Raw genomic sequence first — 19,035 nt, 5'->3', positions numbered from 1 at the left:
CCCCCTTGAATGCACTACCCCTAAGCCCCATGGGGTTATTTGGGTTTAGTTCCGCCCCAGAATGATTTCGGGCTGCTGACCTTCCGCTCTTCCGCTTTCATTTTCCATATATTCGTTCGGCTCTTGACCGTCTGTGAATCAGACGATGATTCGCTAACCGATTTTCCGCTTTCCTGCCATTCTTCCGGCCAAGGCAGCGGCTTCCGTATGGCGTCTCCTGAGCGCACTTCCTGCCAAGATTCTACAACCGCATGAACATTGGTGCCTCCGTCGCCAAAACAGTTTATCGCCGCTGTTCGAACCGATTCACTCCAGCTCTTCGTTTCACGGTGAAAGAAAAACGGGGACGCTTCCAAATCAAAATGCCGCATCGGCAGCTCTCCCGATAAAAACGGTACAAACTGGCCATGATCGAGCATCAGCACAACCTTAATGAAGCTCGCAATCCCTTCGGCGCTTAGCGGGTGACCGATATTGGGCTTGATGGAGCCCAAAGCGATAGCGGCATTTCCACCGTTGCCATAAACCTGCTGGATCGTCTTGAGCTCCAACAGATCGGTTACTTCCGAGCCTGAGCCGTTCGTTTCGATATAAGAGACGTCAGACGGCTTTCTGCCGCTCTTCTTTAAGGCTGCGAGCATAACGTCCTTCTGCGCCTGCATATTTGGAGCCGCCGGCCCCGCGGTTTTCCCATCGTTATTTACCGCGATTCCCTTGATAACCGCATAGATGCGGTCTCCGTCCGCCAGCGCCTGTTTCACTGTTTTTAACAGGACAACGCCGGCGCCTTCACTGAGTACAACGCCATCAGCCCGGCCGTCAAAGACGTGAAATGTCGAGCTTTTGCTCAGAATGCCGCGCTGACCGAATAGCTTGTGCGAGAAGTCGCTGTTCAGCAGACTGACCCCTCCCACCAACGCGGACACCGTATCCCCGCTCCGCAGGCTTTGAATGGCCATGCTCATCCCGGTCAAGGCAGAGGAACAGGCCGTATCGATCACCATGCTGGGACCCCTTAGGTCAAGAAAACGGGATATATTCGCAGCCAAGTAATTTTGGCCGACCGCGACAATCGGATTTCTCGTTTGAAGGAGCAGTTCCTCGCCCGGCCAATACTGGGTTCTGGCACCGATATAAACGCCAACGGCCTTTCCTTTTACGTCCGCACGGTTATATCCTGCGTGATGAAGCGCTTTTACACTTTCCTCCAAGATGAGCAGTGCCTGCGGGTCCATCGCTCTGGCATCCTCGTCCGGAATATGAAAAAACGACGGATCGGCATGGCGAAGCTCATCCAGCAGCCCTGCATAATAAGGATGGGCGCTCCCCCATCGTTCCTTCGGGACCGGCCGTATCGCACTTCGGCCTTCCGTGAGCAGTGACCAATAATGGGTCAAATCCTTCGCTCCCGGAAATCGGCAGGACATCCCGACGACCGCAATATCCTCCTCGCCGATTCGTTCCTGATGAATGGGCTGACGGGAGAGCTCCGCTACAGGCATGGAAGGAGCATCTCTAAAATCATGAATGGGCATTGACTGTTCATGCTCCTGGCACTCCTGGCTCCCCGACAGCAACGCCCGGGTCAGCGGCTCGCCGTAGGAGGCCGTCAGCCAATCTGCGAGCGACTGAATGGTCGTATGCTCGTAAAGCACCGATGGATCGATATCCTTGCCTACGGTGCGGCTTATTGTCCGAATTAATTGCGCCAATATGATCGAGTCTGCACCATAATCCTGAATCGGTATGGTAAGCTCCAGCTTGGATCGTTCAAGTTTCAATTCTGCTGCAAATAAATCCAACAGCCATGAACGTACGGCTCCCGGCAGCGATGCTTGTGACTCCAAGCGCACTTCCGATGGGCCGGAAGCGAGAGCTCGCGTGGTGAAGCTGCTTTCAAGTCGCCGCATAAGCAGACGCTCCGGCTGCCACTTGTCAGGTTGAACGACAGCAGGCAGAACGACCGCTCCCGGCGGATTTGCAATCATATGATCGAGTAATCTCAGCCCTTCCCGGTCGGTCAGGCTGTGCATACCGGTGGCAAGGAAGGCGCCACTTTGTACCTCGCCCATGCCCGATTCTTTCCAGCTCGGCCACTGAATGCTGATAATGGGCTTTTGATTCGCATGAGCCTGCGCGAAATAATCCATAAATGAATTGGCCATCGCATAATCGCTTTGTCCCGCAGCTAGCGATGGAACAGCCGCCGATACGGACGAGAATAGAGCAAAAAAGGCAAGCGGCTCATCCTTGAAACATTCCCATACGGACATTAAGCCTTCCACTTTCGGCTCCAATACCTGCCGTATAACAGAGGTTGGCTTGTGAACAAAAGCTGGATACTCCCGATCACCGACGCCGGCGCAGTGGATCACGCCTCCTGCCGGTCCCCATTCCTCTCGAATATCAAGAAGCGCCTGCTTTAGTGCACCGGTATCCGTTAGCGGGATGTTGAGCGTCCGCACGTCAGCCCCTATCTTCTCCAATTCCTTGACCAAACGGATCTTATTCGCCATTGGTGAAGTCCGGACCGCCTCGTTTTCCCATGTTTCCCGGGGAGGCAGCGCTTCTCTCCCGAGCAAGACAAGCCTTTTCACGCCCATGGTTTCAACGTAATGGCGTGCACACAATGCGCCTAGTCCTCGCGTTCCGCCGGTAATCCACAGCACATGCCCCTCCGGCCACGAAAGCGGCTTGGCATTCTGTGTCGTCTCTTGCTCCCGCAGGCATGCGCGGTAACGCACGGATTTGCGGTAACAAATTTCCGGCCACTCGCTGTTACAATGCAGTTCTGCAATCAATTGTTCCGCCCAGGCTTTACAATGATCCGAAGCATCTATATCGACATGCCTGGAATGAATATTGGCGTATTCGCTTTGCAGCATACGGTATAGTCCGGCTCTGCAAGCTCCGGATAATCGCACGGCATCGCTGCGGAATCGCTCAAGACCTTTCGTTACGCCGATCAATTTGATTCCTTTGTTTCGTCTTACGTCTATTAGCCGCTGGAGCCAAGGCAATCCTTCCAGGCTCCGATCCGCTTCGCTGCTGCAGCCTAAAAGGTCAATGCAAGCATCGAAATCCATCTCCTCGACCTCTCCCGCTGTCATCTCATCGAGTTGGCGAGGATGAAGGACGACAGCGCCGGGCAGCCGGGATTTAAGTTCCATCGCAAGCTCGCGGGTTCCATCCACAGTAACGATAGCGACTTTACCTGGCGGTTCTCCGTCGGCCGATGCCTGCTCTTCTATCCATTCTTTGCAGAGCAAACGTGTCGTATCGGGCTGAAGGGAGTCTGCGACAGCACCGCTTGAGGCCTCTGCGGGAACCCAATAGGTGTCCCGAGAGAACGGATATACCGGCAAATGGATACGACTTTGCATCTCGTCCCCGAATAATAAATCCCCGTCCAGGCTATAGCCTTGGCAGTATAACTCGGCCAGCGCGATCAATGCTCCCCGGTATTCACTCGAAGCCTTGTCCATAGACTGGATTTTATGAAGCCATTCGGCCCTTTCCTGCTCCTTCACCATGTCGGCTTTAAACATCCGTTCTACTTGTCCGAACAAAATATGCGGGCCAGACCGCTTCTCAGCCGCAGCCAACCAGGCTTCTACCGCTTCCTCCTTGCTGGAGGCAACGATTACGCAGCGATAAGCAAACGGCTGTCTGCCTTCGAGAAGCGTAAGGCCAATTTGTGATAATTCCACCGATTCAGGCTGACTCGCCATGTAATGGCGCATATCGTCTATTCTCTGCAAAAGCGCATCCTCGCTCTTTGCTGAGAGGGGAAGCATATAATACGCTGTTTGACCGGAATCGCTGCTGTGCTGCTTCTCGTTGTAGCTCTGAAGGACGAAATGGGCATTCGTACCGCTCATGCCGAACGCACTTACGGCACCGGTTAACGGCGCCCCTGAGCTGGAACGCCATGGCCTCGGCTCGCGGTTCACATAGAACGGACTCCCTTCAAATCGAATAAAGTCGTTTTCCTTATCCATATGAAGACTTGCAGGTATCGTCTCATGACGGAACGCCTGGACGAGATTAACGAGGCTGACCAGGCCTGAAGCTGCGAAGCTATGACCAAAATTAGTTTTGGGAGAGGTTAACGCGCATGTACTTTCGTGTAACTCCGCCCCTTTAAACGCTTCCTGAAGCGCGTGGATTTCGACAGGATCCCCCAGCTTTGTACCCGTTCCATGCGTAACGATATACTCAACCTGCTTCGGATTCACGCCGGCCTGCTCGTACACCGAACGGATGAGGCGGGACTGTGCTGCCGCATTCGGCGCCGTAATTCCGTTTGTTTTGCCATCATAATTGATGCCGCTGCCACGGATGACAGCATAAATCGGATCGCCATCTTTCTTTGCCAAAGACAATCTTTTCATCACGACGGCAACGACCGCCTCGCCCGGTACCATACCGTTTGCCCGGTTGTCAAAGGCATAGCATTTGCCGTCCGGCGAGAGCATGCCTGCTTCCCTCATCCCGTTCAAATACAACGGCGTCAGCATAAGGTTAACACCGGCGGCGATAGCCGTATCGCATTCACGGTTGCGAAGGCTGACACATGCTTGATGGGCGGCGACCAGCCCGGAGGAACAAGCGGTATTGATTGACATAACAGGTCCACTCAGGTTAAGGAAGTACGAAAGGCGGGATGCCAGTATCGCATTGTTCGTGGATGTCACGCTGCCTGCCCCTTTAGCGATAAACTGGTAGTCGCCATCCTCGGCTCCGACAAATACGCCGATATTTCCTTCCCGCAACTGCTTGCTCCCGTATCCTGCATCCTCCAGCGCTCGCATCGACTCCTGTAATAACAGCCGCTGCCTTGGGTCCATCAGCTCCGCCTCACGCGGAGAGATTTCGAAGAAGGCAGGATCGAATTCGCTGACGCCCGGCACCCATCCGCACGTCCAGTTCTCACCGTTCATGAGAATGCTTCGTTCTTCTGGCATCGGCTGAACCACATCGCGGCCTTCCCGCAGAATACGCCACATGTCTTCAACCGAACGGGCGTCAGGAAACCGTCCGCTCATGCCGATAATCGCGATGGGCTCCGGAAATGGATGGCTTTGTGTTTCAACCGCAGCGGCGGGTTCTTCAATCGGTTTAGATGGCTCCGTATGAACGGATTCCGGAGCAGCCGCTTCCTGATGAAATTCCAGCACATCATCAGGACGAAGCTCATATCTGTCCTTGTAAAACCCGGTCAGGTCGTCACGATGCTCCCGCAAGTAAAAATGGATAAGCTTCTCTACCGTCGGATAGGAGAAGAAGACGGCTGGCGTAAGATCAATGCAGTAATGCTTGGTCAGCGATGAAGCCAGCTCGGCAAAGCTGATGGAATTGAAGCCGAAATCGGAAAAATACTGTTCCTTGTCGATCCGGTCAATCGGGATCGCTACGATTCGACTGATGTGCTCCTTCAGGTCCTCCTCCAGTAGCTGCTCTACATTCAGCTCGGCACGTTCTGCCCGCTTCGCGATTGATGTCAACGGCGCCGCCTTCACCGGCTTTACCGCTTCCTGTTCAACTGTCGGCTCCAGACCTAGAGAGCGGCGGACGCTCTCGCGATTCCCAACCATCACAAGATGATTGGGCTCATCCTGTGCTAACAGAAGCTCAAGCAGCGCGATCCCCTGCTCGGCTTCCAAGGCACGCTGACCGCTTGCTTGAAGATACATTTTCGTCATAGCCGGATCCCCGACACTCATGCCGCCATCCTTCCACAGCGGCCACTGAATGGAAACAATCGACCCGCCATGTCGTCGATCTCCCATGCGAACGCGGGAAGCCCGATTTGCGTAGGTGGTCATGAACCGGTTACCGACAGCGTAATCGCACGATCCGAAATCGCCCAGTACAGCGGATATCGAAGAGAAGTAAGCAACAAAATCAAGCTCGCGTTCTTCTTGAAGCAGCTCATCGAGCAGGAGCGTGCCGGTAATCTTCGGTTGTATGACTTCGTAGAATTGCTCCGTTTTCTTATCCAGAATGCTACGGCCGCTTTCCGTACCGGCTGCATGGATAACGCCGTTTATGCTTCCCGATAAAGCAGCCCGAGCTTCAGCAAGTCCTTGCTTCATGGCGGCATAGTCACACACGTCCGCTTGGATCGCGAATACGGTGGCACCTGCGGCTTCAAGCTTTTTCATCATCGATCTTTTGCGAGCATCAATGGATGACCGACCCGTCAGGATAAGCTTGGCCTGATACGCTTTGGCCAAATGCTCCGCAACGACCATGCCGATTCCGCCGAAGCCGCCTGTAATGAGATAAATGCCGCCCCGGCGGAATTTGGTCGCTTTCGGCTGAAGCCGGGTTTCGCGCACGGAACAAACATGCCGCTCTCCCCCTGCATATAAAGAGCTTCGCACCTTGTCCTGTCCAAGCTCCATCCACAACGACTCCCAAAGATTGCGACCCGAACTGCGTTCCGCCTGAAAACCGTCCGTAAAGAGATGAACAGACAGCCGCACATCCTTCATAAGCGGGCCGATCGAACGCTCAAAGCCGATCCAAGACTCCGCATGGCAGTGTTCGATTTCCGTGGAGCACGTCGCCGCGACCAGCAGCCTGATCGACGTAAGGCCTGAGGTATGCATCCCTTGGATGAGCGCGGTTAGTTCGTCCGTCATTTGCGCTGAAGGCGCTGTCTCCAAAGGCCATAAAAACAGAATGGCTTCTACCGCCTCTGTCCGGTTGACGTCCGCCAGCACCCGTTCGAAGCCGGATGAATCCCACTTATCTATGGAATGCGGCCATGTATTCAACGCTTCGCCCTCGTAACGTGACACAAAAACCAGCTTCGTCTTCGGACTTAAGCGGTTAACAGCTTCCGTCAGCTCTAGTTGACGGTGTGAATCCGAAAGGAAGCAAACGACCGTCCGCGGCTGTTCGTGCAGCACTTCCTTCCATTCAGCCGGCTGCCACGTTTCCTGAAACGTCATCACTTCAAAAGGGACCTTAACCGCAGCCGGTTCAGAAGCAGCGAGCCAATAGCGTTCCTTGGCAAACGGATAAGTCGGCAGGCTCACTCTGCGCGGAGGTTTGCCGCCGTAGAGCTTCTGCCAATCGATTTCGAGCCCTTTCGTCCAAAGATCAAGCAGCTTGCCGTACTTTCCCTTGGCAAACCAGGCATCAATCGCCGTCTGCATATCATCGTCCGCAGCCAGTGCCTGAAACGAATTTCTTCCCCGCTTAACCTGTCCGCGATAAATGCTGGGGCCGACACCATACATCCTGTACTGTTCCAGCTTTTCCTTTAGCTCCGCAATTGACGCTGCGGTGAAGGCTAAGCGTTCCTCCATCGCCGGCCGGCCAATCTGAAGCGTAAACGCAATATTTGCAAGCTCCTCATCCCGCCATGTTCTTGCCTCGATGGCTTCGGCAAACTGGCGGACGTTCGCTTCCAGACGCTCCTCGTTCATCGCGGATAAAACGATGATTGAAGCGTGCTGTGCCAAGTCCGGACGGTCTTCGGCCTTCCCTGTGAACTCTTGGACGACAAGATGGGCATTCGCTCCTCCGGCACCGAAGGAGGATATGCCAGCGATACGTGGATACGTGATCGTTTCCCCGTTCAAGACGACGACGGGCCGTTTCCATTCCGCCAGCCGCTGCTGCACCGCAAAAGGCGTCCGCTCGAAGGCGATATTCGGATTCACTTCGTCCGCGTGCAAAGTCGGCGCAAGCTGTCCATGCTTCATTTGCATCAGCACCTTGGTCAGTCCCGCTATGCCGGCCGCGCTCTCACAGTGGCCAATATTCGATTTAACAGATCCGATCGCACAATAGCCATGTTCTCCGACCAGCGGCGAGAATGCTCGCGTCAGCCCCTCGACTTCAATCGGGTCACCAAGCGCCGTTCCAGTACCATGAGCTTCGATATAGCTGACAGCACCCGGATGTACGCCAGACCGCTTTAAGGCGTCTTGGATCAGCTGCGCTTGAGCGGAAGCGCTGGGTACTGTATAGCCGTTCGTCCGGCCGCCGGCATTCAGCATGCTTCCTTTTATGATGCCGTAAATATGATCGCCGTCCGCAATCGCCGCATGCAACGGCTTGAGGACAACCGCGCCTACACCCTCTCCATCGACGAATCCGTCAGCTTGTGCACCGAAGGATTTGCATTGATCGCCGGAGGAGAGCATGTTCATCGAAGTTAACCTCTCGTAGTGGACTGGATGTACGATCAAATTAACGCCGCCCGCAATCGCGCATTCGCTGGTACCGGAATAGATACTCTCAAGCGCAAGGTGGATCGCAGTGAGCGAGGAGGAGCATGCCGTATCGACAGCCAGGCTCGGCCCCTGGAAATTCATAAGATAAGATAGCCGATTGGCAATGGACCAAAAATTCGCCCCAGTCGAATAATTGCCGTTCATCACCCCGACAAAAACACCAACCTTCCCGGAACGGCTTAGACGTTCCGGGGTATAACCGGCATCCTCTATACTCGCATAAGCGGTTTCCAAAAAAATCCGCTCTTGCGGATCCATTCGTTCGGCTTCCTTGGGCGCAATCTGAAAGAATAGCGGGTCGAATTTGTCGATATCGTCCAGAAATCCGCCCCATTTGCTATAGACAGCGCCCTCCTTGCCCCTCTCTTCGTCGTAGTAGAGTCTCCAATCCCACCGGTCAGATGGAATTTCGGTAATGCAATTGGTTCCGTGTTTAAGGTTTTCCCAGAACTGTTCTACATTCCGTGCCCCCGGATAACGTCCGGACAAGCCGATGATCGCCACATCCTGTTTGCCTGCCGCTTCGCTCTCCGACATTTCGATGACCGCTTGCTGTTCGTTAATCGACTCAAGGGCTGCCGGTTTCGTATGACGATCTGGCGCCAGATTGCTAGCGGGTACTTCTTGCGTATCGAAAATGGAGCTGCCTACTGCTTGTCTCTCCATTCCCGTGAAGCGAAGCATCTCTTCCGGATGGGCTTGCAGCAAATAGTCGGCTAGCGCATTAATCGTTGAGTGCTCGAAAAATAGCGTACTGTTTATTTGGGCGAAATGAGGCCGGAGTGCTTCCGTAAGCTGCACGACCAGAATCGAATCGATTCCGTATGTCTCTAGCGGCACGTATGTTTCCATGCGCTGGTATGGAATTTTCAGCGTTTCGCAGATGAGTGCCTTCAGTCGTTCTCTGCCCTTCTCGCAGAGCACCTCCTGGCTTTGTTCATCCTTTTTGGCGGGCAGTGTTGTACGAGCAATCGGCTCCCGCTGGGGTTGTTCTTTTGCAGCGTTATCCGATGCATCCTCTTGACTTCGTATCCGGATTACACCGTCGCTTTCGGCTGCTATAATCTGCTGTCCAAGACCGTGTGAATGCTCAGCAGGGAAAAATACATCGAGGAAGCCCTCCTCCTCCAACAGCGAACGCCACGAATTGGGTGCCAAACCCGGTGATCCCGGCATCCGAAGCTCTTGATCCTCATACAGCCACCAGCCTTCAAGCAGACCGAACGTCAGGTGGATGAACAGATTGCTACTGCTCATTTCATTGAGGAGCAGCAGACCGCTATGCTTCAGGACCGTCTTGACGCTTCGGATCGTTGTCTTCATATTTCGGGTTGCATGCAGCACATTGGTTGCAATCACAAGATCGAATGCGCCTTCCTCGAAGCCCTGCACCGAAGCCGGCTTCTGGGCATCATATAGACGATAGGTCAAAAACGGGTAATGCGGTCCGTACTCGTGCTGGGCATGAAGCAAAAACGCTTGAGAAATATCCGTATAGCAGTATTCTGCAATATGCTCCTGCACCGGTTTAAGTCCGGCCAGCACCCGTGCGCTTGTTCCGCCCGTTCCTGCGCCGATTTCCAAAATGCGCAAGCGGACGGCAGGATCTTCTTGAACCCGTTCCCTAATAAACGCAAGCGTAAGATCCGATACGATCTTGTTGAAGTAATCCGCGATATGATTGTTTTTGTAGATACCCTCGACAAGCGTCATCGATCCGTTCGGGAATATAATATCCGTAGCGGCCGTATTTCCGCACAGCACCTGCGGAAGTGCTCGGAGTGCTGCGTCGACAAGGATCATTTGCGCTCCGGAATCCGGGTGATGCCTCCATTGCTCCAAATGCAGATCCCATTGGGCCCAGACGGCTGCATGGTCTTCTTTCCGATTCGGATCGACGATGTATTCGCCGACAACCTCCGATATAAAGCCATAGCGAAGTAAATAATCGATGCTAGTCTCCAACCATCTGTCGTAAAGCCGAGATTGGCCCAGCAATCCGGCCAGCTCCTCCTTGGCTTGCCGCTCTCGGTTAAAGAAGCCGGCAGCTTGCAGTTGCACCCAAAGAAGCTTGACCAGAAGTTCTTCTTCCAAGCGCTTCACATCTCGTATGCTCTCCTCTATACCGTTCACCTGACCGCTCCTTTCGTCCATTGCGATACACCCGGCTTTCATCTTATATCTGCGATCCTATCCGCCAGCTCCCTGAAGCTCCGGTGCCGGATGACCAGCTCCGGCGTTACATCTATTCCGAGCCGTTGATTGAGCATTTCCGTGAGTAAACTCATCTTAACCGGATCAAGGCCGTATTCCGCTAATTCCGCGTCGGGTTCTATGTCCTGTTCGTCGACCTTCAAGAACATTGCTGCCGCTTCCCTCACGAGAGACAGCACCTCTGCCCGCTGCTTCGCATCTGGGATACTTCCCGTCTTTTCCTCTAAAGGTCGATCTGCAGACGAGAGGGCTTGAAAGGGAGCCGGAACAAAGTCGCTTCTGATCCTGCTGATGACTGATCCGAAGCGTTCAGGTAGAACCGTTATATGCTGATCTTCGACGGTCTCCTCTATATGCAGCGGCTTGGTCGTTTTGACGAAGCACAGTTGATTCACCTTCCCGGCAAGCAGTCTTTCCACGACGTCCATGGCTTCGTCCGGCTCGATGGACCCCATTCCGATCCGGGCCATTTTCTCGCGGAGAGTCTCGGTTGAAACCGTCCCCACACTTCCCCAATACCCCCAATTGATCGTCTTGACGGCACAAGACCATTCGGAGGCGAGCTTCACTGCGAAAGCGTCGCTAAATGTACACCCGGCTGTGTAATTGCTCTGACCAGGCGATTTCAGAAACGAATTAAAGGATGAAAAGAACAAAACAAAATCCAACTGCTCACGATCAAATACTTGAGCTGTTCTTACAACTGTGTCGTTTTTGGCTACATACCCCGCTTCAAACCGCTGCTCGTCCATTTTTGCCAAGCTTTGATCGAGCAGGACGATCGCGGAGTGAACAATGCCATGAATACGCGTATACCGCGACTTTATCTTCTCGTAGGCCTGCTGGAGCGATGTCAAATTTGCCGCATCGGCCTGGATATAGGATGGCGCAGGTCCAAGATCCCCTAACCGTGCGATCTTAGCCCGAATGGCTTCATCCATCTCTCTGCGACCAATCCACACGATTTGTGCTTGATAGGTACGGATCATATACTCGGTCCATACCTCGCCAATGCCTCCAGCTCCCCCGATGATGACATAAACGCCGCCGTGCCGGTAAGCGGTATGCTTAATCGGCAAGCTTTTGACAGGAACCAGCATCTGCTTGTACCACCCGCCGTTTCGGTAGCCCCATGCGTTTCCCTTGGCATCCCTTGGTAGCGAGGGCAGAACGTCCAACGGCAGTTCGTCCTTCAGGCCTATGTCTAACAGTCGCACGCTCCAGCTCGGATATTCCTTCGCCATGGACCCGACCAAACCATGGACACCGGCATGTGCAAAACCAGATGGTTCGCCTGCACGAATCGGCTGAGCCTCCACGGTGATGATGGACCAGTGCAAGGGCCTCGATCCGAAGCCGATTTCGAGCAGTGACTTTATTAGCCTAAAAAGCTGGAATACCCCATCCTTTTGTTCGCTGATAATCCCTTCGTCCCGCACAGTTTGAATCGGATGAACCGGCGAAATCCATATAATATGCTTCAGATCGTTATAGTTGCTCAGCTTCTGAGCCATATCCTCAATCGAAGCTCCGGCTTCAAACGACAGCGGCTGAGCCGCAGGATACCTGTGGTTGATTTGATTTATTTGCTCTGGCGTTCCGCCGATCACGATGTCGGCATCCGGAACATGCTGGGCTGGCGCTTCGTTGAATGCGGCAAGTTCCCAGGTAGGAAGCAGCAGCAATCCATCAGGTAATCGGTGAGAACCATCAGTCTCGGCTTGATGAGGGTTAAAGCTCCAGTCCCTTGATTTCCCTGCACGCTTGGTTGCCATTCCCCGCATGGCCACACAAACATGGCCTTCCTCGTCACACAAATCGATATCGAAGACGCGCAGCGAATCTCCTGAAGCTTCTGCTTTCTTTATGCGGGTGACCGCCCACATCACTGAAGTACAAGGACGGTAGACCGTAAGCTCCTGAATCGCAAATGGCACATAGGGCCCGTTTTTCTCAGCGTCGATTTGGCGTCCATGACTGTGCCAGGCGAAGCCAATCGTGGACTGAGCGGCAGCGTCGAGCAATACCGGATTGCATCCAATCCGCTGCGTCTCGTCACTCATGGTCCCCGGCAAATGAATCTTAGCGATCGCACAATCTTGGCCGATTTCAATCGTCTCTACTGCTCTATAACCTGGACCATATGCAATTCCAATATTTTCGAAAGCGCCGTAGCACGTTTCCTGATCCAGCTTTGCGACCGAGCATTGGGCGCGAATGGCCTGCACGTCCAGCTGAGGAGGGGCAGAAGACGCATGAATAACAGCTGTCCCTTTGCTATAAATCTGGCCTTCATCCGCATCTGCATCCGCCTTCGAAGATCCTGCCAGAATACAAAATGAAACCTGGTTGTCACCCTCCTGCGTTAAGGAAACATGAATGTGTCCGGCCGTCGCTTTCGCAATAAAAGGCCGCAACCATACCACATTTTCCAGCGTAATGGCCCGTCCCTTTTGCACGTAATCGGTCGCAAGCTCGACTGCAGCGCGAGCCATCTCAAGGTAGACCATTCCTGGCATGATAGGCTGTCCGGAGACAACATGGTCTCGCAGCAGCGTCTCCTCATTTGTAAAAGAGGCGCTGAACCGGGTCTTCCCTAACACCGACGTATTTCTGTGCACAAGCGGATGAAGACGCTCAGTCAAAATCTTCGTATGGAGCGTGTCCCGGTCCGAAGCCTTTTCTTCAAGCCAGTACCGCTCCTTCGCAAACGGATAGGTTGGCATGTGGATGCGCTTCCCCCCGTTTACCAAAGGCAGCGCTTGTAAGCCCTGCACCCACTTCTTTGCGGCATCGGCAAGCTTTACCGCTTGAGAGGCACCGGTCTCATGCTCGGATGGCAATTCTTCGCTTGATGCGATCGCATTCCTTATCTGCCGTCTGTTTACTTTCCCAGAGAATACACAAGAAGAAGGCCTCCGCAGCAAATGGTCCTCCATTGCCTGGAGCAGCTCCTCCCTCGTGTTTGCCGTGAACGCCGCACGAACATCCATCTCTTCCCTCCCCGCTTGCAGTGTCAACGCCACATCTGACAAACAGATGTCTGTTTCCCGCAGAAGGAAGGCTTTAAGGGATGCGACAGCGTCGTCCAGTCGATCTTCGGTCTTGGCCGATACCGGGAATATTAGCGGTTGATCCATAGGTGGGGCCGAATGTCCGGGCGATTCCGAATTGTATTCCTCAATGACCATATAGGCGTTCGTTCCGCTAAACCCGAAGGAGCTGACGGAGGCCCGTCGAATGCCGGATTCGATCTCCCACTTCTTCAAGGATGTGTTTACAAAGAAGGGACTTCCATCAAGTCGGATATGCTCATTCAAAGAATCGAAATGAATGGTTGGCGGCAGCATACGATGCTTCAGCGACTGTACGACCTTGATGACGCCCGATACGCCGGATGCCGCGAGCAAATGACCGATATTGCTCTTAATGGAACCGAGTGCGCAGTAGCCCCTTTTGTCCGTATATGCGCCGAACGATGCCGTTAGAGCTTCGACCTCGATCGGATCGCCGAGCTTTGTTCCTGTACCATGTGCTTCGACAAGCGAAATAGTCTCCGGGTTAATGTCGAATTTATCAAAGACGGATTTCTCCAGCTCTTCCTGTGAAGCGGCGCTGGGCGCTGTGATTCCGTTTGTCTTCCCGTCCTGATTAATACCCCAGCCGCGTATGACGGCATGAATCGGGTCTTTGTCGCGGACCGCGTCGGACAGCCGCTTAAGCAGCAGCACGCCCGTTCCTTCCCCCGGAACGAATCCATTCGCCCTGTTATCGAACGTATAGCAACGCCCATCCTTGGACAGCATTCCGGATTTGCTCGTCATAATGTGCATGGCCGGACCGCTCATAACATTAACTCCGCCGGCTAACGCCATGTCGCAATTGTCCAGGAGCAAGCTGCTGCAGGCTTCTGAAATCGCGACAAGCGAGGAGGAGCAAGCGGTGTCGATCGCCATGCAGGGACCCTTCAAATTCAGCAGGTAGGAGATGCGTGCGCTTAAAATGGAAACCGAGGTCCCCATCAGATTTTGCGCATGGAGCTCTTCTCCTCTCTCCATACGTCCGTAATCGCCGGTACCGCATCCAGCAAAGACCCCGCAGCGGCTGCCGGACAAGTCGGACGGACGCAGTCCGGCATTCTCGATGCATGCCCAGCTGTTCGCCAGGAATAGCCGCTGCTGCGGATCCATGTATTCCGCTTCCACGGGCGATATTTGGAAAAATAACGGATCAAATTTGTCCGCATCCTCCAAGACGCCCATCCATTTCGAATACGTTTTGCCCGGCTTCTTCGGATCGGGATCGTAGTATCGCTCGAGAGACCAGCGTTCTGCAGGAATCTCGGATACGCAGTCTTCACCTTTGCAAATGTTGTCCCATAATTCGTCAATATTAGCGGCCTTGGGGAATTGGCCTGACATCCCGATGATGGCAATGCCATCCAAATCGGGCGATTTCCGGCTTTTCTCCTTGGGCATATCTTCCCGGCTACTAATGGACGCTTGCGCACTGTGCAATCCAAAGGATTCCTGCCTCTGACTTTTCTGCCTTCGCATCCGCTCGATCAGCTCGTCAGTCCGGTCCGTCATTTCCTCCGCCATACGGCTTATGACGACTTTGCCGATATGCTGTCCGCTGCTGACATATTCAAGCGCCTCTTGAACCCGCTGAAAGGGGTAGATCCTGGATACAATGGGTACGATTTTCTCCGTTTGAAGCAGGTCAACCATCACATGGAGCAATTCCTTGTTAAATCCCTTTTGGGCACTTAACCGCCGTAAATCAATGCTATGAATCGTTTGGTTATGTACAAGCCCGGAAAGATCTAGATTTCCACTCGTCTTCAGCGCATGCACGGCCAGCTCCAGGTAGCGGCCTGAAGGGGCCAAACAATTCAAGCCCTTCTGAATCGCGTCCCCGGCCAGCATATTAAGCACAACATCAACCCCGCGACCATTGGTTAAGGAGGCGATTTCCCGATCAAAGGGCGAGGCGGTGTAATTGATCGCCGCAGCAACGCCAAGTCTATCAAGCAAGTCGAGCTTTTCGGCTTTGCTGCTCGTGCCGTAAATCTTGCAGCCTTTCAAATTCGCCAGCTGCAGGGCGATAAGGCCGCAGCCGCCTGTCGCCGTCTGAATGAGCACCTGCTCACCGTGTGCAAGCTTCCCTGTCTCGAAAGCGTGATAAACTGTGGAGAAAACGACAGGTAGGCTGCACCCTTCTTCAAACGTTATGTTGGCAGGCTTCCGGACGGCATTAGCAGCGGCAACGTTCACTTCGCTGGCATGGCCGCCCAGTTGCTTGCCTGTAAGAGCGATGACCTCATCGCCGATCTGAAACTCCTCTACGCCTTTGCCGATGCGTGTGACGATTCCGGCTACTTCAAACCCCGGCACGAATGGATAGTCGGGCATAGTCGGATATAGTCCGTTTACGCACATGAGATCCGGAAAATTAACCGCCGACGCCATGACTTGTATCGTCATTTCACCAAAGTCGGGCTCCGATACAGACCATGGCCGCAAAGAAACCTCGCTGATGTGATGAACGTTCGACACGACCAGGCCGGCAGAATCCGATTTCGCTGACTGCCGGCTGTCGACTTTTAATCCCGCCTTCTCCGGTTCCGGACTGCGGGAATCAGCATGGTCTGCTGGAGACGGGATTTTCCTCCCAGCGCCATCCTTCAGCGCCATAATTCGACGCTTGGCATCTTCAGAACTAACCTCCCCCGCTTGCAAAGCGCGAAGTATCTCTTGAATATTCACCCTCACACCCCCTGCCTGTTCGCTATTTGCCAAATAAGGACAGAATCTTGTCCCGAACTTCTGTCTGATGGAAGGTTAGCTCATGCATCGCGACTTCTTTCGCAATATAATTCGGGAGCTCGGCTCGCATTGTCTCAACCAGATGGTCCTTCAATGCAACCAACGAAAGGCGCGGCTTTTCCGCGAGCTGCCGCGCCAGCTCCAGAGCATGGCTCATCACTTGGTCCCGGGGAAGGACCGCGAAAGGCACGCCTCTCTTCTCCAGATCCGCCCCTCGGTAATTGCTACCGCTTAGTAGCATTTCATTGCCCAGACTCAATCCTAGCTTTCGGGGCAATATGTACGTTGCGCCCATTCCCGGTGTGAAGCCGTATTTCATGAAATTGGCCGTATACACACTCTCACGGCTCATGACGACAAAATCGGCAAACAATCCGATTACAAACCCGCCCCCGATCCCATGGCCTTGCATAGCGGATATGACGGGAACCGGGCATTCCAGCGCAAGGCTGTAAATGTTGCTGTCCGTAAATTTCAATTGCCCTTCGAAAATGGCAAGCAAAGCTTCTTGCGTCCCGCCAGAAGCAAAATAAGTATCATACCCGGTCAAAATAACGGCTTTATACCGCTCTGTTTCCTTTACAGTTAGGAAAGCATGCGCCAAACCCTTTACCAGGTCATCGGAGAACGTGTTTTTGTATACGCGGTCCTGCATGGTAATCGTTGCGATACCCGGCTCGATTTCACGCAGCTCTACAACCGGTTGCATTACACATCAACCTTCCCATGGAAATTGGCCTTTATTGACAAAATTATAGATAACTGCGAGCGTATCCGGGTCGGCAAACATGGTTTGATTCGCAGTTATTGCCAGCTCCCTGCCTTCCCGGATTAAGGGCTGCAGCTCAATCATATAGCGTTTGTACTTCGCAATCCCTGCCTTCGGCAGACGCTTCAATCGAAGCAGATGTCGGCGCAGCAGCGACTCGCTTTCTGGCTCCCAGGCATCGATCAACCCCCAGCGGAGTGCAGTTTCCGCATCGAAGGCCTGCGTCATCAGCGTCATATAATGCGCGCGCTGCATGCCCGTTTTTTGAATAAGAAACGGCATCACACAAGCGGGATACAGGCCGAACAGCAGCTCGGACAGGCTGAATTGGGCCGTCCCGTCCGCCAGAACGATATCGCTTGCGGCGATAAAGCCAAGCCCCCCGGCATTTGCCTTACCCTTGACGTGAGAAAGAACGATGTACGGTCCGGTCCGCATTCTCATCCATAACGCATACAGAGGTTCAGGATTGCTTCGTATGGATCGGCCTTCTGCCATATGGGCGTGGATCTCCTGGAAATCTGCGCCCGTGCAGAATACATGAGGCAGACCTTCCAGCACGACAACCGTCACTTCTTCCTCGCATTGGTCCAGCACGCAGCCCAGTTCCTCTACAAGCTGGTCATTGATCGTATTGTCCGCTTCGGGCCGGTGCAGTCTGATAAAGCATACGGTTCCCTGATATCGAACATGCAGCGTCTTAAACTCCATTACAGCCACCTGTAAATCCGATGGAAGTCCCGGATCTCTTCCAGGTAGAGCCGCTGCTCGCCCCGCACAGATGCGGGAATCCCTTGCAAGTCGAGCTTCGCGTTACGAGTTCCAAACCGGATACCGTGACCGCTTTTCAGCATCGCTTCATATTCGTCAAAGCCGAGCAGACGGCGCACCTGCAGACGTTCGCTTAGCTTGAATTTACGCAGTGCCGCCTGGCTTTGACTTGTGGCGACACCGCTGTAAAATTCCGAGCAGCAGCCGGAGCCATACGAATAACAACCGATCCGCTTGGGCGTATCAAATGTCCCATGCTCGATTAGGCCTGCCAGTGACAGGAAAACGGTGCCTCCCATGATATTGCCGACACGCTGGCAATATCGAATGCCCGGAAGCACACGCTGATTAAAGTCCGCTTCGATCTCCGGCGCTTTGGCCTTCGCGATTCTTCGCATCATCGTGCGATGTGCGCCCTTCACCATACCGCCGAAGGGAGTATGAAAAGCTAAATATTGAAACGTATCCTTATAGTCCGCTTCTGGCACCCGCGCTTTGTAGGCCATAAAGGTTTGTTCGCAGCAATCCAGATACGTGGACAGCGACAAATCGGAATTGCCTGCTTCGCTGTCTGGCATAGGGCGGCACGTATCCATCACTTCATAACCGTAATAACCGCTCGCGCCCGTATCGATTTGGAAGACATACGGCGTATCGCTGACCAGAAGGGCAACAGCTCCGGCTCCCGCACTAAGCTCTGCATAGGACCAGTCTTCGGTCAACGAGCTCCCGCCCTCAGCCACGAAAAAACGGGATATGTCCGTGGCGATCACCAGCGCCTTGGCCCCCGGGGATGTGCCGGAGAGAATAAATTGGACCGCGGCATGCAGGCCTGCTGTTCCCGAATAGCAGGCCTGCTTGATTTCGTACATCCGGCAGCGGCGGTTTAAACCGAGATAATGGTGGATATACGTGCTCATCGATTTGCCGAAATCGATACCGGATTCCGTGCAGGTAATCACCAGTTCGATCCGGTTCCGCTCTTCTTCAGACAGCGAATCCACGATCGGCTTCGCGGCATTGACACCGAACGTAATAGGGTCCTCGTAAGGCAAGGCAACGGTTTTCTCGAGCATCATCAGATTCTCGAACCTGGCAGTATCCAATTGACGCCTTGCTGCAAGTTCCGGGACATCCAGAAAAGCAGTGCCGCCAAAAACATTCATCGCTTCTATTCCAACTTGAATCAAGCCCATTC

4 protein-coding genes and 3 pseudogenes are annotated in these 19,035 nt (G+C 53.8%); all 7 read right to left on the bottom strand.

The annotated features are described in order from the left end of the window. Window positions 1-35 precede the first annotated feature (35 nt). Window positions 36-1,814 (bottom strand): annotated as a pseudogene (locus HP568_RS30360) (beta-ketoacyl synthase N-terminal-like domain-containing protein); the annotation flags it as partial. A 276-nt stretch (window positions 1,815-2,090) separates the two neighbouring features. Then, window positions 2,091-6,284, bottom strand: a pseudogene (locus HP568_RS30355) (type I polyketide synthase); the annotation flags it as partial. A 717-nt stretch (window positions 6,285-7,001) separates the two neighbouring features. Continuing rightward, window positions 7,002-9,968: pseudogene (locus HP568_RS30350) on the bottom strand (beta-ketoacyl synthase N-terminal-like domain-containing protein); the annotation flags it as partial. 458 nt (window positions 9,969-10,426) lie between these two features. Continuing rightward, entirely contained in the window at window positions 10,427-16,237 is a 5,811-nt protein-coding gene (locus HP568_RS15495) for an SDR family NAD(P)-dependent oxidoreductase (RefSeq protein WP_173629529.1), read from the bottom strand. A gap of 22 nt (window positions 16,238-16,259) precedes the next feature. After that, window positions 16,260-17,006: a polyketide synthase gene (locus HP568_RS15490; RefSeq protein WP_173629528.1), complete on the bottom strand. Its 747-nt coding sequence runs from the start codon at window positions 17,004-17,006 to the stop codon at window positions 16,260-16,262. Between the two features lie 6 nt (window positions 17,007-17,012). Further along, entirely contained in the window at window positions 17,013-17,777 is a 765-nt protein-coding gene (locus HP568_RS15485) for an enoyl-CoA hydratase/isomerase (RefSeq protein ID WP_048034928.1), read from the bottom strand. Continuing rightward, window positions 17,777-19,027, bottom strand: coding sequence for a hydroxymethylglutaryl-CoA synthase family protein (locus tag HP568_RS15480; RefSeq protein WP_173629527.1), 1,251 nt, complete (start codon window positions 19,025-19,027; stop codon window positions 17,777-17,779). Before HP568_RS15480 ends, HP568_RS15485 begins: the two co-directional genes overlap by 1 nt. Between the last annotated feature and the right edge of the window lie 8 nt (window positions 19,028-19,035).

Origin of the sequence: Brevibacillus sp. MS2.2, from assembly GCF_013284345.1 — a bacterium.
Classification (GTDB): Bacteria; Bacillota; Bacilli; order Brevibacillales; family Brevibacillaceae; genus Brevibacillus; species Brevibacillus brevis_C.
The sequence above is the reverse complement of the archived record's forward strand: the minus strand, read 5'-3'. Positions and strand labels throughout refer to the sequence as shown.

What these genes read in the sequence shown, in the direction of transcription:
- HP568_RS15490 (WP_173629528.1), bottom strand. Translation starts at nt 17,006, where the DNA reads ATGCAACCGGTTGTAGAGCTGCGTGAAATCGAGCCGGGTATCGCAACG.
- HP568_RS15485 (WP_048034928.1), bottom strand. Translation starts at nt 17,777, where the DNA reads ATGGAGTTTAAGACGCTGCATGTTCGATATCAGGGAACCGTATGCTTT.